Here is a 25230-nt window from a genome sequence, read left to right as displayed (position 1 = left end):
TAACCATCCAAATTTATCTATGTTAAGTGTGGCACGGGCGTCCCGCCTGTGTTAACTGTGTGTGGCACGGGCGTCCCGCCTATGTTAACTGTACTTAAAATTTACACATATCCTAGCCTAGTTCTAGCTTCAAACTTGGCAACAGCTTTTCTAAATTTCTGAGAGATTTCTGTTGCCAAGGAATATCATTTGAACCCAATACCAAAAGTTGAATCGTTTTCTTTTTCCGGACGCTAATGACAAATTTAGACAGCATACTGATACCAGAACTGTTAACAAATTCCAATTGTTTTAGGTTCAAGGTAATAGTAGGAGGTTCGCCCTTGGCGACCTCATCTAACAATTCGGCTATTGGTGCATACTCTGCTGGACCGCTCAGGCTGAGTTCGCCTTGGAAAGTGACTGTGACTGATTCTGCATCGTACTGAATGCTGTAATCTTCACCTTTAATTTCTTGAATGCCCATTGTGATTTTGTGTCCTGACTAAAATATTGCAATCGCACAAGAGAGTAAATATTGAAATGCTAGAAACTAGACCCTAATTTGAACCACAGTCGTAACAATGATGGTATCACTATCTGGTCTGCGATCGAATTTCCAACCTATCTTAGCTGAATAGTCATTAATCATCGTCAGCAATCCCAATCCCGATGTGTCGTCACTTTCCGATTCCGCATTCTTTTCAAGCTGCTGCAAATAAAGTTCATTTGGATCGGAATCCATAATTTCTTGAATAAACTCCTTCAACTTACTTGCCCCTTGTGGATTCACACTATTACTGGCAAAAATTACCGCCGTTACCTCTATTTCACCAATAAAATGTATACCAAATCTGACCTTGTAATTAGCATCATCGTTGTTAAATTTTATCGCATTTTCTAACAGTTCGTTGGCTACGTAGCTCACAGCTCCCTTGCTTTCTTTTATCCGTTTCTCGCTGCTAGCATCCTCCTCATCCACCGGTAGAAAGCTAGACAAATAATCGGCTACAAAATGAGCTGAAAGCCTGTTATTGCGCCAGCGCTGTTTGATGGGGCGAGAACTGGGGGTAAATGTAAGTTCTAGGCAGTCGTGTTCAGGAGGAAATTCTTCAATGAATTCTCCAAATATTTGTGTCATTGTTTTTAAGCTTCCAGATGTCATGATTTCTCTCCCTCCAATAGATGTATTAATGTCACTTCTGGGTGAATTTCCACACGCCATCCCAGTTAGCAGGAATACTATTTTCTAACAGCGATTGGATGCGTTTTAGGTAAAGTTGACTGGGCTTGTCATCTGGATTTAGGGCTACTATTTGTTCAAAACAAGCTCTGGCCTTAGCAAAATTTCCCTGACAATATTCTTGGAGTCCCTCCTCAAATATAGGCAAAGTGTGAATTTTGAGCGATCGCACTGGTTCTACTTCAACATCTAACACCTCACAAACTGTAATGGCTTCTTGTCTACCTTTGACAATAGCCCGATCCAAAAAACGGATATGATACTTTTCGGGTTGACTCAAACGTTGTACCACATCTCCAGAAATTAATAAAGATACGCCATAATACTTAGTCAAACCTTCCAGACGAGCGGTGAGATTGACATGATCGGAGAGCGCATCTGCTTGCATCCGATTCGCGTCTCCAATAATCCCAACCATCGTATCACCCACATGGATACCAATGCCAATCTTCAGCGGTATATCCCCATTTATTTTACGGCTGTGATTGTATTTCTGCAACTGCTCCAATTTCACAATTCCTGCCTGAATAGCATCATCCACGCCATCAGGAAAAACTGCCATCACTCCATCTCCAATATACTTGACAATAAAACCGTTGTGCTTACGGATTTCGGGACTAATTTGCTGTAAATAGTTATTGATGAAGTCAAAGTTTTCTTGAGGAGTCATTTGCTCCGCCATCGTGGTGAACGAACGCATATCGGAAAACATAATTGCCATCTCTTTGCTCACGTGATCTCCAAGCTGGAAATCAACCATGCTCTGCTTGCCGAGAAATTGGAGAAATTCATCGGGAACGAAACGTCCGTAAGCCTGCAAAAGTTTCTCTAATTCTTGTTCCCGCGCTTTCACTGTTTGCACCATATGGGAAAATACCTGTGCCAGTTCTCCCAGTGCATCACTGCGCGCTGCCACATCTGACAATATCTGGGGTTGAAAACTATTGTTTTTTACAGCAATAGCTGCATCTATAACCTTTTTTACCTGCTCGATGTAAGTCTGCATCTCTCGGTTTTTATGACGGATCTGGTTTTCCAGATCGGTGGAGTGTTGTGTAATAATTTCTACTAAGGTTTCATAGCTATTTTTTTCATCCTCGACTTCCTCAAGTTTTTGGCTCAACTCCTGTAGCTGGATATGGAGTTCTTCGGGAGATTTAGATGGTGCTAAATTTATTTTTGGTTTCATAATTTATACTTCCGAATCTGGAAGCGCAAAATTGTTTGACTTCCTCGCTATAAATTATTATAACTTACAGGCGCGGAACTCGAAATCCTGTTTCTGCTTCGATGCTTGAGCACTAAATCCAAGACCTCTTGTAGACACCGGGTTGGCGACCGTCAATCATAAATTCTGCACAATATTTCCCTGTTGCTTCAATACTAGCAAAGTAATGTCATCAAAAACCTTTTGTTTTCCAATAAATTTTCGCAAATCATCGATGGTGGCTTCCTTGATTTGTTCTGCGCTCAAATGCCAGTTTTGAGAAACCACTTCACAGAGTCTTTCAATACCGTAGAATTTTTTGTGCATATTCCTAGCTTCGGGGATGCCGTCAGTATAAAGCACCACCCCGTCCCCCGGTTCTAAGTCTACTAAAACATGACTAATCCAACCGGAAATATCCTCATCTAAGCCGATCGGAAATCCCAAATTTATTGTGTCTATCCGCTGGATTTGACCGCCTTTCCTGACCACAATAGTTTCCTCGTGTTGACCGCTGATACTAATTGTGCTATCGGCGTAGTTGAGCAAAGCTAGGGTCATATTTTTGTCCGAGTTCATCCGCTGGATATTTTTATAAATAGTGCGGTTGAGGGTATCTAAAAAGCGAACGGGCTCTATTTCTTGAACTTCTTTCAAAGCGCGAACAGCAGCTTGAGTCATTACCATCAAAATTCCGCTTTCTAGTCCGTGTCCGGTGACATCACCAATGCAGAGCGTAACCACCCCGTCAGTACAAAGTACGTCGTAGTAATCGCCACCAACTTCATCTGCTGGTTCCATAAAGCCAGCGATATCTAACTCTGCAATTGCAGCTAATTCCGCAGGTTTGGGCAGAATTAACTGCTGCATTTGTTTGAGGATATCGAGTTCGGCACTCATCCGCAGATTTTCGTTTTTGAGGCGTTGGTTGAGGGCAGAAATTGCCTGATTCGCTTGGGCTAGTTGGGCTGTACGTTCTTCAACTTTATCTTCTAGAGTTTGATATAGCAGAGCATTCTCCAGCGAAATTGCTGCTTGGGAAGAGAGAATTTTTAAGACTTCCAACCTGTCAGGAGTAAATGCACCTGGGGCGAGACTATTTTCTAAGTACAAAATGCCGATCGCTTTACCTTGGTTAACTATGGGAGTACACAATACAGATTTAGGTTGGTGCTGAATAATGTAGGGGTCAGCCGCAAAGATGTTTTCAGTAGCAATATCATTAATTACCAAGGTTTCTCTGGTACGCCAGACGTAGTTAATGGCAGTGATGGGAAGATTTTGACTTTGAGAAAGGGGAATATTGGGTAAATAGCAGCGCTCGTCTAAGCATTTAGCAACAATCGATAATTGGCTAGCTCTTTCTAAGATGATAGAGCCTTTTGAGGCTCCCGCATTTTGGGTCAAAATTCCGATCAAAGTTGATAGCAATTCCTCGACGTTTATTTCTCCAGATATGGCTTGAGAAGCTTTAATAACTGTTGCCAGATCCAGCATATTGCCAATATTATTGCCCGTAGAGGTGAGGGGTTCGACTAGAGTTTGATCGATTGTATCTGCCGCATACAAACTTGTTTTCTGTTCGAGAACCTGGTAGAGTAATTGGGGATATTTTTGTTCTAAATCATGAATTTTTGCTGGAGATCCCCAGCGAGCATAAGCGTAGTAAGCGTCCGTTAGATAGACGCGGGCAATTTTATATTTGCCTAATTCAAGGTAGAATTTAGCTGCCAATTCACCTGCTAGTGCTTCTTCTTGGAGGTATTGGTTTTCTTTTGCCGTAGCAATGGCGCGATCGTACAAATCCATTGCTTCGAGCCTGTGTCCCAATACTCGTGCTATTTCTGCGGCTACTAAGTCATACTTGTGCTGATAATTCATGGGTGCATGGAATGCCCAAGTTTGCATTTTTTCCTGATTGGCTGCAACTTGGTTCAAGTATTGTTCTTGAGCGCTCGAATCAGCATGGGGATACAGTGCCACCAGGGCGAGGGAATGGTAAAAATTGTACTGGGGAACCATCATCAACGAGCCGACACCCGCGACATATTGCTCTGCTAGCTGGGCATTTTCCACAGCCCGATCGCGATCGCCAAACAAATAATTCACAACCAATTTAGCAAAATAAACCCCAAAGAGGGAAGAGACATTATTTGCTGCCAGCAAAACTGGTAACATTTCATCTTCATTAAAACTCTCGCCAACTAACCGACAATTGTCCTCAGCTAATCCTTGTAAGTTAAATGTAAGTTGTCGCCATATTTTAGTATAATAAGTCTGATATTCTTGTTGGTAATTCAGCATTAGCTCGAGATACTGCTCGTATTTTGTATCTACCGCTCTTAAGTTTTCACCGCTAAAAAAGCTGTAGATGCAAAGATACATAGCCGAATAGCAAGCATACTCGATATCGCCAGTTTCTAAACCGCTTTGGACTGCTGATACCAAAGACGCTATGCTCGATCGACTGGGTTCTTTCCAATGTCTCACGCAAGCATTGTACACCATCAGAACTTTCGAGTGAAATTCTTGGGATGGGAATTTATCTAATACCTGCAAAGATAGTTTGCCGTATTGATAGCCTAATTCAATTTCTCCGATTACTTCACAGATTAAACTGCAACAAGCATAGGCATAACTAGCCGGCGCAGAGTTCCCATATTTGCTACAAATATGTGCCATTGTAAACACAACGGCTGGGTAAAGTTCTGGACTAGCTAGATAAGCGGCAGAAGCGATCGAACATAAAATCCTCAAAGCAGCAATTTTATAAGGATTATTAATTTGAGGCAAATTAGCTAAGGCAGATATCTCTACTTTAGTAGGAAGTTCTGTTTCCAAAGAAACACCCAGCATTCCCAAAACTTGCAATCCAGTATCTACTGCCGATTTCATCTGATTTTGAGCAATATAAGACTGAATTTGCGCTTCGTAAACTCTGAATTGATCGAGGAGATTGTGCGCTCGACATAGAACTATTTCCGCCAGTTGGTGCGACAAATCGAAATTGGTATTCAAATATTCGGCTTCAACCGCTTCTACATAAAGATCGATCGTCAAGTCGTATAAATTTGTCCAGCTATCATCGGCTAGCAGTTTTCTGCCGATCCTTAAATAATCCACAGCAGCAGCATAAGCTGTAGAATTTTTAGCTTTACATCCCGCAATTAAGTTCAAGGAAGCTAGTTGATTTCTTTCGGTGCGATCGACAATTAATTCCACTCCAATATTCAAGTGGTTGACAATATCAAATATCCGATCTTCTTTTTCATCATCTGGGGTATTCCTCAACAACAATCTGCCAATTTTTAGGTGAGTTGACTGTTTTGCCTCATCGGGAATCAAAGAATAAGAAGCTTGTTGAACGCGATCGTGCAAAAATTTGTAACTGGGCAATTGACAATCGGCAACAGCTAATGGTGCAGACTCCCCATCACCTGCAAAAAATTTGTAAACTTCACTTTGCGGTAAAATTAGACCTTCTTGCAATGCTTTCCATAAATCAGCCGCAGTGTCTATTTGAGATTTTTCACAAACAACAGCTAAGGTTTCTAAATCAAATTGACTGCCAATACAAGCAGCTATTTTTAAAATGTTTTGAGTATTTAGCGGCAATTTTTGCAATTGATTAGCCATAAATTCGACGACATCATCGCTGACTGCCACTTCTCTAATTTTAGCAATATCGCACTGCCACCCCCCCCTTTCTCCCCCATCCAACGGGGTAAAATCGAAATAGATTAACTTATCTTCATGCAGCTTTCTGAGAAATTGATTGCTAAAAAAAGGATTGCCTTTAGTTTTTTGAAAAATCAATTCTGTTAAAGAAATCGAGCGATAGGGCGGACAACTTAAAGCATCAGCAACTAGACGATTTAAGTCAATTTTTGAAAGTGGCGCGAGAGTAATTTGATTAATTATAGGGGCTGGGCGATCGATACTGCGATTTGGTAGATTGCGAATCTCTGATAAAGTCAGCATTAATGGATGAACGCTGGAAACTTCATTATCTCGATAAGCGCCAATTAGCAGCAAATGTTGACCTTCTGATTCGCCGAGCAACAATTGCATTAGTTTCAGAGATGCTGCATCTGCCCATTGCAAATCATCTAAGAAGATCACTAAGGGGTGATTTTTGGTAGCAAAGACACGAATGAACTTTTGAAATAACAGATTGAAACAAATTTGTGCAGGATTGGGTTCTAATTCCTGGACAGCAGGTTGCTTGCCAATCAGCAGTTCTAATTCTGGGATAACATCAATAATTACCTGAGCCTTATCGCCTAAAGCGGACAAGATTTGGGCTTGCCACTGCTGAACTTGAGTAACACTTTCTGTCAGTAATTGCTGCAGGAAACTTTGCAAAGCTTGTACCCATGCTGAGAATGGAATATCGCGCCTGAATTGATCGAATTTCCCTTTGATAAAGTATCCCCGCTGCTGGACGATTGGCTTGTGAACTTCGTTCACCACAGCGGTTTTGCCAATCCCGGAAAAGCCTGCTACCAACATGATTTCGGTAGTAGCTCTAGGGGGGAATTTCTGAGGCTCTCGGCTGCTACTAGGGGAAACCTCCAAATCGGCGGCTGCGGAATTTTCTTGGGGACAGGCGACGCGGTGGAAGGCTGCTAATAGAGCCAAAACTTCGGTTTCTCTGCCGTAAAGTTTTTCGGGAATGACAAAGCGTTCGGGAATGTCTCTGCTTCCTAATTCAAACAGTTGAATAGTGCCACGCTCTGAGTATTCTTTTAAGCATTTTTCTAAATCGTGTTTGATGCCACCAACTGTTTGATAGCGTGCTTCGGCTGTTTTCGCCATCAGTTTGAGCACTATGTCATTCAATACTTGGGGGATGGCAGGATTGAGGGCGATGGGGTGAATTGGCTGGCGAGCAATGTGAGAGTGAACCAATTCCATCGGCTCGTTAGATTGGAATGGCAATTGTCCTGTCAACAGTTCGTAAAAAGTTACTCCAAGCGAGTAAAAATCGGTGCGGTAGTCAATCCCACGATTCATTCTTCCAGTTTGTTCGGGAGACATATAAGCTAATGTCCCTTCTAAGATGTTGGGATTTTTAATTTCTGGATTTTCTCGAGGCAAAAGCGAGGAAATACTAAAGTCTATTATTTTAACTTCTTGAGTTGTAGGGTTAATTATAATGTTCTGGGGTTTGATATCTTTGTGAATAACTTTGTTGTTATATATTGATTCTAAACAAGAGCAAATTTTCAGGGCAATTTCTAAAAAATTTTCTATGGTATTGGTAATTTTGTCCTTGAGGTTCCAAGTCTCATTGGTGATGTATTCGGCTAGAGAAATTCCGCCAAAATCCTCCATCACTAAGGCAAAACCGTTACGGTATACTTCCAGACTTAAGTGTTTGACAATACCGGAATTTTCAATATTTTTGGCAATGGTGTACTGATTGCGAAACTGCACCAGTTCGCTGAAAGTGGGATACTCTGATTTGAGCAGTTTGATGACGACTGGTTGATTGTCTGATTCAGAAAAACCTCGGTAAACCAAGGTTCTAGAGCCTGAGTAGAGTTGTTCGATCGCCCGGTAGCCCGGAATTGATATCAGGGTCATAGTTACTATAGTAAATCTTAAAGGAAGAAGGCAAAAATCGATGGAGCGATGCAATTGGGGGCAATGGTTTCAGCGATTCAGAACGTACTTACCACCGCTCAGGTTGCTAAATCCTAGTAAGCTTTTAGTTTAAGGAATATAAAAAAGTTTGCGGTCTTTAGTGATTAGTTTACTACAGCCGGCAAGGTTTAGGGAAGATTTGACCAAAAAACAATGATCGAGCCCTAACCGATCGCGAATCACATCAATTGTGTTAAAAACCTTTGAAGCGCTTGCTTCGTAAGATCGATCGCCTGGTAAAGTCACATTTGGGATATTCAGGTTCCTGTTGGTTGAATTCCGGACAAATTTCTTGGTACATCGCTATTTTTTTATTGTCTGAAATAGAGTTAGGGAAATTTGCGTTTGGGTTCTTGATTACTGCTGGGAATGGCGGGTATAGTTCGTCTTGCTGGACTCATGGCTGGTCGTAGAAAGCTTTGATGGCTGGTAGCGCTCGCTGGGGTGGCGTACCGCTATCTAAATCTTCGCTAAAAGCAATCCAGAGTTTGGTATCAACGCTGCTCATGTAGTCGATAAACTTGACAGCATTAGCCTGAGAATCTTGATTGTTACATCGAGAATAATTCACAGCTAAATTATCAGCAAAAACCAATGGTTTAAGTTCCCGAGCATAGGGATTTCGTGTTGCACAAAGAGGTAGCTTTTGGGTATCGGACAAGCGGATATAAAAAGAATTTTCCCAAAAGCCCATAAAGCTGCTGGCTCCTGCTAAAAAGTCCTGGTATCCCGCGTTGGGATGTTGATTTTAGTAGTTGTTGACACAGGCATTTGTACCATTGACTGCACATTCCGAAGAGATTTCTACTAAATTGTTCATTACCTGCGGATCGAGCGATTTTTCCAAAGCTTCTGTCACTTGCTCAAACCCAAACAAGTCTGTATAGCCATCCAAATAAAAGCCGATCGCATTCCAGTCACTGTTAAAATTGGCAATTCATCGCGGTTTTACGGCTGGTTTGTGAGATAATTAATTAATTTCGGCACGTATTTAACCTGCAAAATATCCCGGTCTCGCCCGAATAAAAAATACGAACATAGCAAACTCAATACGGTTCAGTTAAGGCTAAAATAGTGGTAAAATAGGTAGGGTGTCCAAAAAGGGAGAGCAAGTAAGGTGCATCTCAAAGAATTCTCATTAGTATCTCCCAAAATCCCAAGTAGGGAGATATTCAAAGCAATAGAAATGGCGATTCCTGCAAGTGCAATCGAACAGGCGATTACTAAAACAAAGGTTGAAGAGAAACGTCATCGTGCCCTGCCAGCACAACTGGTAGTGTGTCTGGTAATAGCAATGAGTCTGTGGTCAAAAGATTCAATGCGGGATGTCTTAAAAAATTTAATTGATGGTCTTAATGAAGCATGGGTGAAAATTGGTAAATATTGGCGGTTTCCCTGTAAATCGGCAATTACTCAAGCCAGACAAAGATTAGGAGCGGGCGTGATGAGACAGTTGTTTCATTCCTTAGTGCGACCAATGGCTACAGTTGAAACAGTAGGAGCTTTTATTAGCGAACTCAGGGTCGTAGTGATAGATGGAACCTGCTTAGATCTCCCAGATAGTGATGAAAATGCCCGGGTTTTTGGTCGTCCGGGAAGTCGTCCAGGTACAAAAGCAGCGTTTCCGAAAGCTAGATTAGTTATTTTATTAGAGGCGGGAACACATTTAATATTTGACGCCTTAATGTGTCCATATAAAATGGGAGAAAGAGTAAGAGCGTTAAAGTTGTTACGCTCAGTAACGCCGGGAATGCTATTGATGTGGGATAGAGGTTTACATTCTTATGCGATGGTAGAAGCCACAGTCAGTAAAGGTTGTGAGTATTTGGGGCGAATTCCATGCAACGTTAAATTCTTAAACGAAACACAATTAGATGATGGTTCGTATGTGAGTTGGATTCATCCATCCGGCAAATTAAGAAAAAAAGGATTTCAGCCCATACAGGTAAGAGTAATTGAATACATGATTGAGGCTCCCGAACGCCCAGAAGCACAAAGTAGATATCGTTTAATTACGAGCTTATTGTCAGCAGAAAAATTTCCAGCGCACTTACTTGCCCGTGAATATCATCAACGTTGGGAAGTGGAGAATACGATTGATGAACTGAAAGTACATTTATTAGGACGAAAAACTCATATTCGTTCTCAAAGACCAAAGGAGGTGGTACAAGAAATTTATGGTTTACTACTAGGACATTGGGCTGTACGGTCATTAATTTTTCAAGCAGCAAGCAACGCCAGCATTTCACCCTTGCGTCTTTCTTTTACTGGAACATTACGAGTTGTTCGTCGTGCGCTCCCCAAATTTCAGCGGTTACAACCACAAGAACTTCCCTTTTTTTGAGTTGGTTAACTGGGGAAGTTATCGCTCAAATTATACCGGAAAGAGTTCAGAGAAACAACCCAAGAGTTGTCAAAAAGCCTGTTTCAAAATTTCGCTCTAAACAAGTTAAACACAGAGGTACTGGAATCATAATGAATCCTCCTGTATTTATTGTTTTAAGCACTGCATAGCCCTTAACTGAACCGTATTGATAGCAAACTCGGAAAACCGTAGAGTTGATTTTTGTAAGTTGATGCTTCTAGGTCTACTTGCCAAAAGTTTGAAGTTGATATTGCTGGAGAAGCTGGAAGAATCAAATGATTATCGACTGCATCACCTAACATTAAGGTATCAAGTTCAACTAAATCAAATCCCTTTTGACCCAGAAGATTCGGTAAAGTGCTGTAGGTATAGGTGTCATATTCTAATTCTTGAGTCATTACTGCATTGAGCAAAATTTGGGGATTTTTCTGTTGCAACTCATTAACAATCCGCTGTACCATCGGCTGAAAATTTGCTTCTGGCGTTGTCGGTAAATAGGGCTACAACAATACCGATAAAGTCTGCTGGACTTGATCGGTGAAAGATAAATAGCGATCGCGACTATTTGCGGTGACGTTCAGATTGTCCGCATTGTATCCCGCACACTCCACGCGATCGATCTTTTGCGTCGAAAAATCCTGTGGGTTGAGTGCAAGAGTTTCGCCTTGTGAGAGGGCGATCGTCTGTGTATTTTGGTTAACCGTGTGGCGAATCTCGCCAGCAGCATAACAGGTAATTGGCTGGTTAGTAGAATTGTGAAGGGAAATCTGACCTGCTGCATTAGCAACTCCGGGAAACAGAGTTATTACTGCGATAGTTAAGAAGATTGACAGTAGTCGAAAGATGCTGTTTGTCATTTATTTATAGAGCAGAATAGAGCTTTAATTACTAAGGCGGTATCTCCAGCATTTTATAAAATTTTATTCATATATTTTTTACGAAAAACACAGCCGTTTATACTGCTAAATATCGGTTTTTAGAAAAGCAGCTATCTGTGAATAAAGCAAGAATCCCAACAGACAAAACTTAATCTTTTTTCTTGATAACAAGCAAGGTAATGTCATCAAATACTTTTTGTTTTCCAATAAATTGTCGCCAATCATCGATGGCGGCTTCCTTAATTTGTTCTGCGCTTAAATGCCAGTTTTGAGAAACAATTTCACAGAGTCTTTCCATACCGTAGAATTTTTTATGTATGTTTCTAGCTTCGGGGATGCCGTCCGTATAAAGCACCACGCCGTCCCCAGGTTCTAAGTCTACTAAAACATGGCTGATCCAATCGGAAATATTCTCATCTAACCCGAGCGGAAATCCTAAATTTATGGTGTCTATCCGCTGGATTTGACCACCTTTCCTGACCACAATAGTTTCCTCATGTTGACCGCTGATACTAATTGTGCAATCCGCATAGTTGAGCAAAGCTAGTGTCATATTTTTGTCGGAGTTCATGCGCTGGACATTTTTATAAATAGTGCGGTTGAGGGTATCTAAAAAACGCACCGGGTTGGATTCTTGCATTTCCTGAAGAGTGCGGACAGCAGCTTGAGTCATCACCATCAAAATGCCGCTTTCTAATCCGTGTCCGGTGACATCACCAATGCAAATCGTGACAACCCCGTTCGTACAAAGTACGTCGTAGTAATCACCGCCTACTTCCGAGGCTGGCTCCATAAATCCCGCAATATCTAAATCTTCAATGGCTGCAAGTTCAGCAGGTTTTGGCAGAATCAACTGCTGCATTTGTTTGAGCATATCGAGCTCGGAGCTCATGCGGAGGTTTTCCGCTTTCAGGCGCTGGTTGAGAGCAGCAATTTGTTTAGTGGCTGTAGCGAGTTCAGAGGTACGTTCTTTGACTTTATATTCTAGCGTTTCAAAGGATTCTTGCTGTTGTCTCGCCATGCTGTTAAAGGAATTTGTTAAGGTTTCAATTTCCCAAATCCGACTGGAATCAACGTTCTGGTTGAGAGCACCACCTGCTAGATATTGTGAAGCTTGAGCAATTTTATTCAGGGGGCGAGTAATCCAGCTAGCGGTGAAAATACCCACTCCAACAGAGACAACTAGAGCCACAATACACAGCAAAATGGTGTGGCGAGTGTTAGCATAAATTTGCGCCATAAAGTCGGCTTCAGGAACTACTACTACAATCAGCCAATTGAGACCGTACTTGTCAGTTAGCGGAGAAACTTGGATGAATTGCCGCTCACCGTTCAGCTTAAAGTCAAGTTGAACAGTTTGATGGATGTCTTCCAAACGCTTGAAGCGATCGAGCAGCTCAAACACACTTTGACGCATCAGCGGGTTGCTGCTTTCCTGTGCTTTGATCCGCTTTGTATCTTTGCCTGTTCCCACCGAAAGAGGCTGTTCTTTAACCGAGGTGGCTATTAATTCACCCTGGGGTTCAATGATAAATACTTGACCGGAATTACCCACCCTTAAGGTTTGCAGGAAGTGGCGAATTTGATCGAGTCCCATCTGGCAAGTCAGCAGGCCAATTAGTTGGCCTTTGGCATCGTAATAGGGTAGACTCGCATTAATTTGCAGCGTACCATAACCAAAATTAATATAAACTTCACTCCAAGCTGCCTGTTTCTTCTCGACAACAACTCTGTAAAAAGGGCGCGTGCGAACGTCGTAATTGGGCGTGGTTTTGTCAATTTTTGTCGGGTTTCCATCAGCGTCAAGGTTGTAAAATATCAAGTCGCCACTCCCGGGAATTAGTTGCTGGGCAAGCTGAGGTTGTTCAAGTCCAACCAGCCGATTTACCCAACCCACACGCAGGTACTGACCTTTTTCGTTGGCAATTCCCGCGTAACCGATCGAATTAAATTGCAGAACTTGTTTCCAAAAATAGGGTCGAGCTTGCTCTAAATCGTCAAAGTTCAACACCCCCAGACGTAAAGCATCGTAATTGATCTGATTCACGAGTGGCGGATCTTCCAGATAGGTTTGGACACGTTCGTAAACTCTCGCACTCACTTCCTGCCGCAACTGATTAACAATATCGTTGACTATCTGCTCTCCGTTTCTGTAAGAGAGATAGCCAACGCAGCCAACAGCAGCCAAAATTTGGAGTACAAAGGGAACTACCAAGACATTGCGGAGACGGAATTTGCCCGATCTGGAGCCGATCGCACTTTTTTCTGAAACCATTGTTAAAAACACTCCCAGCGGGCAGTTTACAGTAGGTTGATTAAATTTTCAAATGCTGCCCTAAATCGGAATAACGACGCCGCGAACATCGTCGGCAGCTTCCGAACCAAAAAAGTAAATTACTTGAGCTAGAGATTCAGGTTTCACCCATTAGTGAGCCTTTTCCGAACCCATTAACGATGGATTTGTCGGAGTATCAATCACACGGGGGAGGACAGTATTAGCAGTGATATTAGTACCTTTTGTTTCATCTGCGAGCGCCTTTGTGAGCGCCACCATTCCAGCTTTAGCAGCACAGTAAGCCACCCATTGCCCAATCGGCTGTTCGCCCCCACGCGAAGCGACAGTCACAATCCCCCCATTCCGCCAGTCAAAAATACTTGTTTGCTATTCATGATTTATAAGTAAGTAGGTACAAATAAATATAACATGGGGAGAGTGCGGGTTTTGCAGTAGTAAACTCGCTGCTGCCATAGATTCTAACTAAACGCGCCCCTACAATTTCCGATTTTATATTCAGGTTTTTTCCGATGACCTATTTACCTTTTTGGATAGGTTAAGAGCCAGTGACAATGTTATCATATGCAAAACTGAACAAACATCAACCAATCTGCGTTCATCAGCCTGCATCAGCGGTTAAAATAAAAAAAAATACCAAACAAAAATGAAAATTACTCAATCCCTGCACAGCGCCATACTCATCTCCAACCTGGAAAAATCCCAACACTTTTACAGCACCGTACTAAGACTGCCAAAAATCGATCGAGACTTAAAATTTCCCGGAATCTGGTATCAAATCGGCGACTTCCAGCTCCACTTAATTTTAGGTGCAACAATTATCCCAGATGCCGTAGACCATGCCAAATGGGGACGCAACCGACATCTAGCATTTTCTGTTGCTAACTTAGAGGCAGCCAAACAGCAGTTAATCGCTCACAATTGCCCGTTCCAAATGAGCGCGTCAGGTCGAGCGGCATTATTTACCCAAGATCCCGACGGCAACATCATCGAACTCAGCGAGTAACAGATGAAAATCATCGCTTATTCTTACACCGAACCGCTACTGGAAGCAGCACCCGCACCGGAAATTTGGGGTCAAGAAGTCGATCGCACCTATCAAGACTTAGGAGGGCGGCAACAACTTCAGCAACTCCTCAAAGACTGCCAAACAGAACCAGTCAAATACTTATTAATTCAGCGCTTTGAAGAACTCGGCGACACTGTACAGCAAGTGTGTTCGCACCTCTGGCAACTCGAAAACCTCGGCGTCGAAATCATCGTACAAGCAGAAACAGAACCGCGAAACCGCAAAAACTTGCTGCAAATACTCGCAGAAATCCAGCGCAGCCAACACAGCCGGAGTATTCGCAAAGGACACGCGCGCAACCGCATCAAATCCCGCATTCCACCGGGTAAGGCTCCCTACGGCTACCGGCGCGGCAAAGATTGTTATACGATCGATAAAACCACCGCCCCCACCGTCAAAGACTTTTTTGAACACTTTTTAATTTACGGTTCCTTGCGAGGTTCCGTGCGGTATTTAGCCAAGAAATACAACAAAAAAATTTCTGTAAGTACCGGCCGCCGCTGGCTGACAAATCCCGCCTACCGAGGCGATTTGGAATATCAAAACGGCCAAGTAATTTCTAACACCCACGTCCCGATTATTTCCAGAGAAGAAGCTGCCCAAATAGACAGGTTACTGCGCCGCAACCGCTGCCTTTCTCCTCGCAGCGCTAGCGCCCCACGTTCCCTCGCAGGTTTAGCAATTTGTGCAGAATGCAAATCGCCCATGACAGTTGCCAAAGTCACCTCCTACCGCAAAGAAAAAGAATACCTTTATTTGCGACCGATTAACTGTCCAAAACAGCCTAAATGTAGCGGCCTTTCCTACGATGAAGTATTGCAATTAACCATCGCCGGTATTTGTCGGGATTTACCCGATGCTGTTGCTGGGTTGCAAATGCCGAATATGAATGGAGTTAAAGCAGGAATTGTCAGGGCGATCGCATCAAAACAAGAAATCCTAGAGCAACTTCCCGCCCTGATTGACAGCGGCATTTTAGACACGGAAACGGCAGAGTTTAGATCCTACAAAATCCGCACCGAAATTGCAGAACTGCAAAGCAAATTAGCGCAACTACCCCCAGTAAATTTGCGAGAAACTGCCCAAACAGTTTCCTTTCCCCAATTTTGGCTCGATTTATCAGAATCAGAACGCAGGTTTTACTTTCGAGAATTTATCGATCGCATTGAAATCGTCCGGGAAAATACAAATTGGAAACTGCAAATTATTTTCATTTTTTAAGGATTAGCTCGACGTTCATCCGTAGCTCCTAGGTTAGATGCCCGACTTTTTAAAGAAGTGGAATATTTGGGTAATCTATTAGTTCGCTAGGAGTGGAATTCGTTTGAGAAACATCGGTTTCTACCGCTGAATTATCTTTTTTACCTTTTAGCCAATAGACAGTCATCTCTCCTTTTCCTTTAACCGCGATCGCACCTCTTTCCTCAAATAAATACCGCTCTTTTAACAGTGCGTAAATAGCCGTAGTAACTTGAATATATCCCGGTAATCCTTGACATTCCATCCGAGAAGCAACATTAACCGTATCTCCCCACAAGTCATAGATAAATTTTTTAGTGCCAATTACTCCAGCAACTACGGGCCCTGTATGAATGCCAATCCGAATTTGAAAGGGTTCGCCTCTGTCAGTTTGAAAATCAGCGATCGCTTTTTGCATATCCAAAGCCATATTCGCGATCGCTTCTACATGATCTGCCCTCGGCACAGGCAACCCACCCGCTACCATATAAGCATCTCCAATTGTTTTAATTTTTTCCAAACCGTGTTTTTCAGTTAGTTGGTCAAACCTGGAAAAAATCTGGTTCAGTACATTTACCAATTCTAGAGGTAACATTCTAGCAGCAATAGACGTAAAATCGACAATATCGGCAAAAAGCACTGTTGCTGAATCAAACCTCTGGGCAGGAGAACCCTCGCCCTTTTTCAAATTTTCAACAATCGCGGCTGGTAAAATATTCAGCAATAAATGATCCGACTTTGTTTGAGCAAGCCGTAAAGCTACCTCCACCCCCTGCCGATCTTTAATTTCGTTTTGCAAACGTTCGACAAGTTCTTGGTATTGCTTTGTTTGCTCTTGAAGTAACTGTTGTTGATTTTGAATTGTTAACTGATTTGCCACTCGTGCCAATACTTCTTTAGCGTGAAAAGGTTTAGTAATATAGTCAACTCCTCCCACCTCAAAGGCTTTCACCTTATCTAAAACGTCATCTAAGGCGCTTAAGAAAATCACGGGAATAGACCTGGTTTTTGGTGAAGCTTTCAACTTTGCACATACCTCATATCCATTCATGTCTGGCATCATCACGTCCAGCAAAATTAGAGTTGGCGGAAACTCCAGCACTGTAGCGATCGCCCTTTGACCGTTCAGCGCTTTACGAACCTGATACCCTTGTTCGGTCAAAATTGTAGATAAAAGCCGCACGTTATCGGGCTTATCATCAACTACTAAAATGTTGGCTTGAATGGTAGGATATTGATTGCTTTCCATGCGAGGGTTCACGGTTGTTTTTTAAGCTCAAAGATATTAACCCTTAATAATTCGCTCTCCATCCAAACGCAACAGTATAAATTTTGATTTTTTCTCCTACAATAGAGAGGGCAGGGAGAGGTTGCGGGGGTTAAGGTTAAGTCTTTTTTAAATAGGAGATGCTCCTAAGTAGAGATTAGTTGGAAACTGGTACTCTAATCGTCGTAAGTGCTGATTGCGCTAGCTCTATAATATCGTCAAACAGGAAATCCTCCACTAAAGTAGTTAAAACTTGTGCCGCTACAGCAAATTCTCTAGGCAATTCCTCAATCAACTTGATAATTTTATTGTCGCAACATTCATGAGCAGCCTGAGATATCTTCTCGACCCACTCATGAGGCATTTGACCGAGTTGTGACTCGACAGATTGATTGCTAGTCACTCCGCTAATTTCGCTTTCCTTTTCTAGCGGTGCATCAACAGATTCCTCGTAAATGTAGCGCACTCCTAAAAATTTTTCCATCTTCGCAAATAATATCTTTGCCTCGAAGGGTTTACGCATGAAATCATCGCAGCCTGCTCCTAAAATAGTTTGTCGTTCCTCTTCAAAAGCGCTAGCAGTAAGAGCAACTATTACAGTTTGTTTTCCGAGAGGATGAGCTTTAATTTTTCTGGTGGCTTCATAGCCATCCATGACAGGCATCTGCATATCCATCCAGATCAGGTGCGGTTGCCAATCTTCCCATACCGCAATAGCTTCTTGACCATCTCTAGCTTCTCGCACGAGGATGCCTAGTGGTGACAATAATCTTTCTATTACTAGGCAGTTATCGGCGCGATCGTCAACAACCAAAATCCGGTATTCTGGTTGATTCGGGGCTAAACCCATGACTTTTTTCTGCGGTTTAAGGATGTTAATCTCGCTTGCAGTGGCCAGGTTAATTTGAATATCAAATGCAAACTTACTTCCCAACTCTGGTGTACTGCTGACAGTAATATCTCCTCCCATCATTTGTACAAATTTGCGGCTAATTGGTAAACCTAATCCAGTCCCCTGTTGAGATTTTTGGCCGGTTTTTGTTTGCTCAAAAGGTTCAAATAACTTATTCATTTCTTCTGCGGCAATGCCAAGGCCGGTATCTTCAATTTCAAACTGAAGGCGTAACAATTCCGGGTGAAGGTCATGCGCGTCTGCACAATCACAGTCCGCCAAGTTTTTGGAATGATTAAAACCAGTGCACCATCCGGGTTTTCTTTGTATAGCTGCGGTTTCAACCGCTAAGCTTTCGCAATGTTCACAACCCGCGCCGATAAGTTTTGTTTGTGTGTCCGAAAACTCTGCGGTTTCAGCCCCTAAACTTTCTTCTACCTTCTTTTTAACTCGCAAAGTAACGCTACCAATCTCTGTAAACTTGAGCGCATTTCCTACAAGATTAATCAAAATTTGGCGCAATTTACCTTCATCTCCACTAACAAAGTCCGGTACACCGTCACCCACTTCAAGATTTAGCTGCAATTTCTTAGATTTAGCTTTTAAGCGAAACATTTCTTCTAAGGTTTTTAGCAAGCGCATTAAATTAAAACTGCTTTCATTAAGCTGACTTCGGCCGGCTTCAATTTTGGACATTTCCAAAATGTCATTAATTAGGGCAAGCAAGTGTTCACCGGCGCGATTAATAATTTCTAGGTGCTGTTGGTGTTGATTGTTGAGAGATGGATCGCGCACCATCACCTGACTAAATCCGAGAATTGCATTCAGGGGAGTCCGCAGTTCGTGGCTCATAGAAGAAAGGAATTCGCTCTTGGCGCGGTTAGCTGTATCAGCAGCTACGACAGCTTTTTGTAATGCTATTTCTGCTAATTTGCGTTCCGCAATTTCTGTTTTGGCTTGTTCAAAAAGGGTGCATTGCTGGATAGCAATTGTTAGCTGCACGGAAATTTGCTTGAGAGATTCTATCTCTGAAGAGTTCCAATGCCTATGACTGCGGCAGTGATGAGCAATGAGTAGCCCCCACAGTTTTTCACCTTGCAAAAGGGGAACCACGAGGTTAGCTTTAATTTCAAACTCGCTCAGTAAATTAACGTGGCACTCTGAAATACCTGCCGTGTAAATATTGTCGATCGCGCGAATGTGTCCCTGCTCGTAAAAAGAGACGTAGCCTTCTCGAAAGCAAGGGTCATTAATGTCAATTCCCAAAATTGGCATCGTACCGACGGCTACCGACTCGACGGCTACCACTCCACTCCAATCTGGGTTAAATCGGTAAATAATAGTCCTGTCTGTGGACAAAAACTGGCGGACTTCTTCCACAGCCATTCTCAGCACTTCTTCTAAGTTAAGAGAGGAACGAATTCGCTCTTGAATGGAATTCACGAGCCGCTCCCTTTTTACTTGTTGCTGCAAAGCTGCTTCCGCCTGTTTGCGAGCAGTAATATCTACTCCATAACCAACGCACTCCACAGGTATGCCAGCAGCATTTTTGACTAACTTGATCTCATCGTATATCCAGCGATAACTACCGTCTTTGTGCCGTTCGCGGTATTCGTAAGAAATCGTTTCTTTTTCCAAAAGTTGAGCGAATGAAGTAGCAACAATTTCTCTATCTTCTGGGTGAACCAGGCTGTGCCAATCAAGGGAACCATCAAGAAATTCTCGCGCTTCGTAACCAATCATTGAAACAATATTATCGCTGACAAATGTTACGTCATAATTTCCCCCTAATTTGCAGCTAAAAATCACCGCCGGAGTAGTCGCCAGCAAATATTGCAAGCGTTCGGTGACAGAGCGCAAGTTTAACTCAGCTTGCTTGCGATCGCGAGCTTCCATTGCTAAAGCTGCAATCTGTGCCACATAGCTAGCGAAGCTTTGTTCGTCGAGCGTCCAATTCCTCGTCGTTCCCTGATGTTCTAAACAAATTACACCCGCAAGTTGTCCTTGATGGCTAATAGGAACATCTAGCATCGACGAGATGTTTAAAGGCATCAAATAAGATTCGCTAAATTCTCGGGTGCGCGGATCGGTTTTGGCATCAACCGCTGCGAGTACCTGTTCTGTATTCAAAGCTTGGAAATAGCTAGGATAGTCAGCAACTTTCAGTTCTACACCCTCGCTGTGTTGATTGGCCGTCAGTTCGTAGAGTTCGGCACACCACATTATGGATTTATTTTGCTTATAAAACCAAATACTTCCCCGATCGACATTCAGGGTACGGGTTGCCATTTGTGTAATTTCTCTCAACGCCTCGCTGATATTTCCCTCGTATATACTAGAATTTTTGGCTAATTCTAGCAATCCATTTTGTTGTTCTGTTAACCTAGTTTCTCGTTCGCGCAAAGCAGATTCAGCAGCTATTCTTTCTCTAATTTCCGCTTCTAAATAACCGTTGATTTCTCTCAACTCTGCGGTGCGCTCTTGCACTTTCATTTCTAAGTCATCATAAGCACAGCGCAAAGCTAATTCTGCATCTTCACGCACGGCGATTTCACACTGCAACTTGCGATTTATTGCCTCTAATTCTTGTGGGGTTTTTAAAGATAAAAACTGTGGCAATAGTGTTACCATCGAGGCGGCTGTGTAGCAGGAAACCAGTGCAGTAATTCCTTTCTCAATTCCCGACAGCCAATAGGCAGAATGCCACAAGGTCCAAATTTCTAGCAAGTGACCCGTGCCGCAGAGAATGATAAATGCACCGAATAAAGCGAATATTCCTAAAAAAGGAACATCGCGCCGCTTGAAGATAAAATAAATTAGCATCGCCGGAATTGAATAGTAGGCGATCGCGATTAAAAAGTCCCCAGTTACGTGCAGCCACACTAAAGGCGTTTGCCAAAGATAGCAATGGCCGTGAGGCATATACTGAGTTGGGGAAAAGATATTTTTGAGTGCTTCCCACATAATATTTGCTATTTGCAGATAATGTTGATGTGAACGATGAGTAAGCTAGGAAAAAAAGTAAAATAGATTCAAAATTGTAGCGGGATGCGGAATGAGTTATTAACGCCTCAACCCAGCTTGTTCATAACAACTTGCTTGTGAGCCAGGTGGCAATCGCATTGGCCAAGTTGCGATTGCAAAGGAATTTCAATGATAAACTCAGTACCTCTCCCAACCTCGGAAGTGCAGCGCAAATAACCTTCATGGGCTTGAATAATCTGATAAGAAATTGCCAAACCCAGGCCGGTACCAGAACCGATAGGTTTCGTCGTATAAAACGGATCGTAAATTTTAGCGATCGCGTCATAGTCTATGCCCGTGCCATTATCAGCAATGCGAATTTGCACCCACTTGCCATCAACTAAAAGCGTGCGGATACGAATTGTTAGCAGGTGGCAATAGGTATATTGGAAGTGTTCATAGAAATTATTTTCCCAATAGCCTTTAGGGGAATCCCCCTGCTGTGCAATCTGTTCTAAAGCATCAATAGCATTAGATAAAATGTTCATAAATACTTGGTTAATCTGTCCAGCATAGCATTCCAATAGTGGCAACTCTCCATACTCTTTAATCACTTGAATCGGCGGACGATTTGTTTGTTCTTTCAAGCGGTGCTGCAAAATCATTAAAGTGCTATCGAGTCCTTCATGAATATTTACCTTTTTCATGTCGGCTTCGTCTAACCGGGAGAAATTGCGTAAAGATTTAACAATGTCCTTAATTCGTTCTGCTCCTATTTTAAGCGAACCAAAAAGTTTTTGCAGGTCTTTTAAAATAAAATCGAGTTCGATAGTGTGAATCTTGTCTGCAATTTCCGGCGCCGGATTGGGGTAATAAACTTGATAAGCCTGAATCAATCCCAAAATATCTTTAATGTATTCCTCAGCCGGAATCAAATTGCCATAAATGAAGTTAACAGGGTTATTGATTTCGTGAGCAACCCCAGCTACCATTTGCCCCAAAGAAGACATTTTTTCAGTTTGCACGAGTTGAGTTTGGGCTTCTTTGAGTTGTTGCAGAGTTTCCTCTAGCTGCTGAGTTCGTTCAAGTAGTTTCGCTTCCGAGTGCCGCAAGGAATTTTCAGCCAAAGAGCGATCGCGATTTTCCTGTTGCAAAAGTTCATTGGTTAATTCTAAAGCGATCGTCCTCTCCATCACCCGTTTTTCCAATTCTAGCATTAATTCCGAGAGTGCTTCTTGAGCTTGTTTGCGATCGCCAATCTCATTTTGTAAAGCTAAATTTGCCACCGCTAATTGAGCGGGACTGGGGATAGCCAAAATTTTTGGGATTAGTTCCACCAGCACTGCTGCTGTAGATAGCGAAATCAGCGCTGTAATCCCTTTAAGAAAACCCGAGAACCAATAATTAGGATGCCACAGCGTCCATATTTCCATAATATGGGTAATACCGCAGCAGATAATAAAAGAGCCAAACAGCATGAAAACCCAGTCAAAAGGCACATCTTTTCGCTTTTGGACAATATAAATGAGGGTCAGGGGTATCAAAAAATAAGCGACGGCTATCAAACCATCGGACAAAACGTGTAGCCCTACTAATCCAGGCTTCCACAAGTAGCAATGACCGTGAGGAATAAAATAATTTGGAAACATTGTATGAACCATTTGCGGTATCAATCCTCTTATTTTATAAGATGCTTTTGACGGATGACAGTATGGTTAAAAAACCTGCTTCCACAAAAAGAAGAATTAGGGTTGTGTGCTTAACACTTGCGATCTGGAGATGCAAATACCTGAAAATAGCTTTAATTAAATTAGCATAAATTAACTAAACTTTAGCCATGTCAACGCACTTGTGATGAGGAGATACAGCGACCTGAAAATAGCTTTAATTAAATTAGCATAAATTAACTAAACTTTAGCAATCTCAAGTGTCACATCTTTAAATTGTACTTTCACGACCAAATGTGACACCTGCATGACATTTTGGCAAACGAGCGAGAAAAACTGAACACTGCTACCTGAAAAACCCCGCTAGCAGCTCTTGAAATTGGGTTAGAGCGCTCAGTGACCCATGAATCCTTTATTGATATTGGTGCGCTGCGGTGAGATTTAACAGATTTGACCAGCTAGTCCCTGAGAAATGTCGCGACAGAATCGTGTCGCAATCCAATAGGCGATCGGCTTTACAGTCAATCATAAGTGATAATATCAACGATACACTTAGATGGTAATTGCCGGTTATGACAATAGATGAGGTACTACAGCTAACTCGTGTGCGATCGCAAAAAGATTTATATCCCGTACAAGAAATCATACTCCGCCAAGTTTGGGAAGGAAAGACTTATACAAGCATCGCCTCTACCTCTCATTACGGAGAGCATTACCTGAGAAACATCGCCTCGTCCTTGTGGCAATCTCTCTCTGAAATCTTGCAGACACCTATTAGCAAATCTAATTTTCGCTCCTCAGTAGAATCGCGTTCCCTGACCGCAGACGAACGAGAATTAATTGAAGAATTCACCCGCAGCCAATGCCTAGCAACACCTTTAGAATATCCCGGCTCTCCAGTACCCATCGGTTCTCCATTTTATATCCATCACCCGCTAATAGAAGAACTCGCCTATCGAGAAATTGCCAAACCAGGAAGTGTTCTGCGGATTAAAGCTCCCAGAAAGATGGGAAAAAGTTCTCTCCTGCTACGGATTTTAGATCGCGCTAATTCTCTTGGGTGCCGAACTGTAAGTTTAGATTTTCAGCAAGCCGAGGAAGCTGTTTTAGACAACCTCGATAAATTTTTACGGTGGTTTTGTGCCAACATCAGCCGTCACCTAGAATTGCCACCTCTATTAGAGGATTATTGGGATGAAGACATGGGTAGCAAAGTAAGCTGTGCTATCTATTTACAGCAATATATTTTAGACCAAATAAATAGTCCGCTTGTCTTAGCTTTAAATGAAGTCAATAGGATTTTTGAGTATCCAAAAATTGCCAGAGAATTTTTCCCGCTGCTGCGAAGCTGGCATGAAGAAGCAAAGCGGATTAAAACCATGGAAAAACTGCGGTTAATCGTTCTTCACTCCACAGAAATTTATATTCCTTTAAGGCTCACTGAATCGCCTTTTAATGTCGGTTTACCGCTGCAATTGCCCTATTTTACAGAAGAGCAGATACTTGCTTTAGCCCAGCGTCACGGACTGGATTGGACAGATGGCCCCGATGCCGATCGACTCATGGCAATGGTGGGGGGACATCCTTATCTGGTGCGCCTAGCTCTTTACCACCTCTGTCAAAACAGTTTAACGCTAGATCGGCTACTACAAGAAGCTCCCACCATAGCCGGAATTTATAAAGATTACTTGCGGAGTTTTTGGGTGACATTCCAAGAGTATCCCGAACTTGCGGTTGCACTTAAACAAGTGGTAAAATCGGAACGCGGAGTGGAATTAGATCCAATAGTAGCTTCTAAATTAGTTAGTATGGGGCTGATCCATATCGATAATAACCGCTGTACGCTGAGCTGTGAGTTGTATCGCCTATATTTTGCTTTGCACAACTTTATTTAGATCGAGGTTTGAGAGTTTATTTGCCTAAATTATTTTAGAATCAAGCGATCGCATCACATCCTTACCTCTCAATAAACTCACTAAATACTTACATTTAAATTAATCCCTAAACGGCATGACCAAGGTTACATACCAAATTGGTGGCAGTCTCGCCAGTGATGCGCCTACCTATGTCGAAAGACAAGCAGATATCGAACTTTATGAAGCCTTAAAACGAGGCGAGTTTTGCTACGTCCTCAACTCCCGACAAATGGGCAAATCTTCCCTTCTCGTTCGCACCCTGCACCGACTGCAAGCCGAAGGATTTCTATGCAGCGCGATCGACATGACTCGCATCGGTAGCGAAAACATTACTCCTTTACAGTGGTACAAAGGAATCGTTGGGGATTTGTGGCGCAGCTTTAATTTATTAGGAAAAGTTAATTTAAAAACTTGGTGGCAAGAACAAGAAGAAGTTTCTCTCCTGCAAAGATTGAGTCAGTTTATTGAAGATATTTTATTAGCCGGATTTGCGGAGAAGCAAATTATTATATTTGTCGATGAGATTGATATAGCAATTCCATTTGAGATGTAAATATGAATTTCTATGGTAAAATAGGAAAGTTTGATAATAAATGAAAGGG

Annotated in this window: 17 protein-coding genes and 1 pseudogene; 5 read left to right on the top strand and 13 right to left on the bottom strand. The window is 42.4% G+C overall.

Translation table 11 applies throughout. The features are described 5' to 3' along the window. Nucleotides 1–112 precede the first annotated feature (112 nt). From QUA47_RS00920 to QUA47_RS00895, 6 genes are all read right to left on the bottom strand, one after another. Nucleotides 113–466: a slr1659 superfamily regulator gene (locus tag QUA47_RS00920; protein ID WP_190663374.1), complete on the bottom strand. Its 354-nt coding sequence runs from the start codon at nucleotides 464–466 to the stop codon at nucleotides 113–115. 66 nt (nucleotides 467–532) lie between these two features. Beyond that, a complete protein-coding gene (locus QUA47_RS00915; protein WP_190663373.1) occupies nucleotides 533–1144 on the bottom strand; it encodes a DUF6272 family protein in 612 nt (203 codons plus the stop codon). Nucleotides 1145–1175: 31 nt separating this feature from the next. Continuing rightward, nucleotides 1176–2411, bottom strand: a complete 1236-nt coding sequence (locus QUA47_RS00910; RefSeq protein WP_333429349.1) for an adenylate/guanylate cyclase domain-containing protein — start codon at nucleotides 2409–2411, stop codon at nucleotides 1176–1178. Between the two features lie 156 nt (nucleotides 2412–2567). Then, nucleotides 2568–8018 (bottom strand): SpoIIE family protein phosphatase, encoded by a 5451-nt coding sequence (locus QUA47_RS00905; RefSeq protein ID WP_333429348.1) that lies wholly within the window; start codon nucleotides 8016–8018, stop codon nucleotides 2568–2570. Between the two features lie 457 nt (nucleotides 8019–8475). Beyond that, nucleotides 8476–8772, bottom strand: a complete 297-nt coding sequence (locus QUA47_RS00900; protein WP_333429347.1) for a hypothetical protein — start codon at nucleotides 8770–8772, stop codon at nucleotides 8476–8478. A gap of 54 nt (nucleotides 8773–8826) precedes the next feature. After that, complete coding sequence (locus QUA47_RS00895) at nucleotides 8827–8973, bottom strand: hypothetical protein (RefSeq protein WP_333429346.1); 147 nt, start codon at nucleotides 8971–8973, stop codon at nucleotides 8827–8829. Nucleotides 8974–9195: 222 nt separating this feature from the next. Here QUA47_RS00895 and QUA47_RS00890 point away from each other — a divergent pair, with 222 nt between their 5' ends. Continuing rightward, nucleotides 9196–10422, top strand: a complete 1227-nt coding sequence (locus QUA47_RS00890) for an IS4 family transposase (protein ID WP_333429345.1) — start codon at nucleotides 9196–9198, stop codon at nucleotides 10420–10422. A gap of 173 nt (nucleotides 10423–10595) precedes the next feature. Here the strand turns inward: QUA47_RS00890 and QUA47_RS00885 are convergent, their stop codons facing one another. The 4 genes from QUA47_RS00885 to QUA47_RS00870 all read right to left on the bottom strand — a co-directional run bounded on the left by QUA47_RS00885 (nucleotide 10596) and on the right by QUA47_RS00870 (nucleotide 13950). Beyond that, the gene (locus tag QUA47_RS00885) at nucleotides 10596–10904 is read right to left on the bottom strand and encodes a hypothetical protein (RefSeq protein ID WP_333429344.1); all 309 of its coding nucleotides are present in this window, start codon (nucleotides 10902–10904) and stop codon (nucleotides 10596–10598) included. 39 nt (nucleotides 10905–10943) lie between these two features. Continuing rightward, nucleotides 10944–11300 (bottom strand): hypothetical protein, encoded by a 357-nt coding sequence (locus tag QUA47_RS00880; protein ID WP_333429343.1) that lies wholly within the window; start codon nucleotides 11298–11300, stop codon nucleotides 10944–10946. Between the two features lie 169 nt (nucleotides 11301–11469). Beyond that, the gene (locus QUA47_RS00875; protein ID WP_333429342.1) at nucleotides 11470–13596 is read right to left on the bottom strand and encodes a SpoIIE family protein phosphatase; all 2127 of its coding nucleotides are present in this window, start codon (nucleotides 13594–13596) and stop codon (nucleotides 11470–11472) included. Nucleotides 13597–13746: 150 nt separating this feature from the next. Then, nucleotides 13747–13950 carry an SDR family NAD(P)-dependent oxidoreductase gene (locus tag QUA47_RS00870; RefSeq protein ID WP_333429439.1) on the bottom strand — a complete coding sequence of 68 codons (204 nt, stop codon included), beginning with the start codon at nucleotides 13948–13950 and terminating at the stop codon, nucleotides 13747–13749. 310 nt (nucleotides 13951–14260) lie between these two features. Between QUA47_RS00870 and QUA47_RS00865 the strand changes: the two genes are divergently transcribed. Together QUA47_RS00865 and QUA47_RS00860 are read left to right on the top strand one after the other, a co-directional pair. Next, nucleotides 14261–14620: a VOC family protein gene (locus QUA47_RS00865; protein WP_333429341.1), complete on the top strand. Its 360-nt coding sequence runs from the start codon at nucleotides 14261–14263 to the stop codon at nucleotides 14618–14620. A 3-nt stretch (nucleotides 14621–14623) separates the two neighbouring features. Continuing rightward, on the top strand, nucleotides 14624–15904 hold the full coding sequence (locus QUA47_RS00860; RefSeq protein WP_333429340.1) for a recombinase family protein: 1281 nt from the start codon (nucleotides 14624–14626) through the stop codon (nucleotides 15902–15904). Nucleotides 15905–15953: 49 nt separating this feature from the next. On the opposite strand, the gene QUA47_RS00855 is transcribed toward QUA47_RS00860, so the two are convergent. The 3 genes from QUA47_RS00855 to QUA47_RS00845 form a co-directional block, all read right to left on the bottom strand. Continuing rightward, nucleotides 15954–17171 carry an adenylate/guanylate cyclase domain-containing protein gene (locus tag QUA47_RS00855; protein ID WP_333429339.1) on the bottom strand — a complete coding sequence of 406 codons (1218 nt, stop codon included), beginning with the start codon at nucleotides 17169–17171 and terminating at the stop codon, nucleotides 15954–15956. Between the two features lie 175 nt (nucleotides 17172–17346). Beyond that, entirely contained in the window at nucleotides 17347–21045 is a 3699-nt protein-coding gene (locus QUA47_RS00850; protein ID WP_333429338.1) for a GAF domain-containing protein, read from the bottom strand. 107 nt (nucleotides 21046–21152) lie between these two features. After that, the gene (locus QUA47_RS00845) at nucleotides 21153–22694 is read right to left on the bottom strand and encodes an ATP-binding protein (protein ID WP_333429337.1); all 1542 of its coding nucleotides are present in this window, start codon (nucleotides 22692–22694) and stop codon (nucleotides 21153–21155) included. 590 nt (nucleotides 22695–23284) lie between these two features. Here QUA47_RS00845 and QUA47_RS00840 point away from each other — a divergent pair. Both QUA47_RS00840 and QUA47_RS00835 read left to right on the top strand, forming a co-directional pair. After that, the gene (locus QUA47_RS00840) at nucleotides 23285–24607 is read left to right on the top strand and encodes an AAA-like domain-containing protein (RefSeq protein WP_333429336.1); all 1323 of its coding nucleotides are present in this window, start codon (nucleotides 23285–23287) and stop codon (nucleotides 24605–24607) included. A 115-nt stretch (nucleotides 24608–24722) separates the two neighbouring features. Then, a pseudogene (locus tag QUA47_RS00835) lies at nucleotides 24723–25172 on the top strand (AAA-like domain-containing protein); the annotation flags it as partial. Between the last annotated feature and the right edge of the window lie 58 nt (nucleotides 25173–25230).

This window comes from Microcoleus sp. MON2_D5 (genome assembly GCF_036701905.1).
Taxonomy (GTDB): Bacteria; Cyanobacteriota; Cyanobacteriia; order Cyanobacteriales; family Microcoleaceae; genus Microcoleus.
The sequence above is the reverse complement of the archived record's forward strand: the minus strand, read 5'-3'. Positions and strand labels throughout refer to the sequence as shown.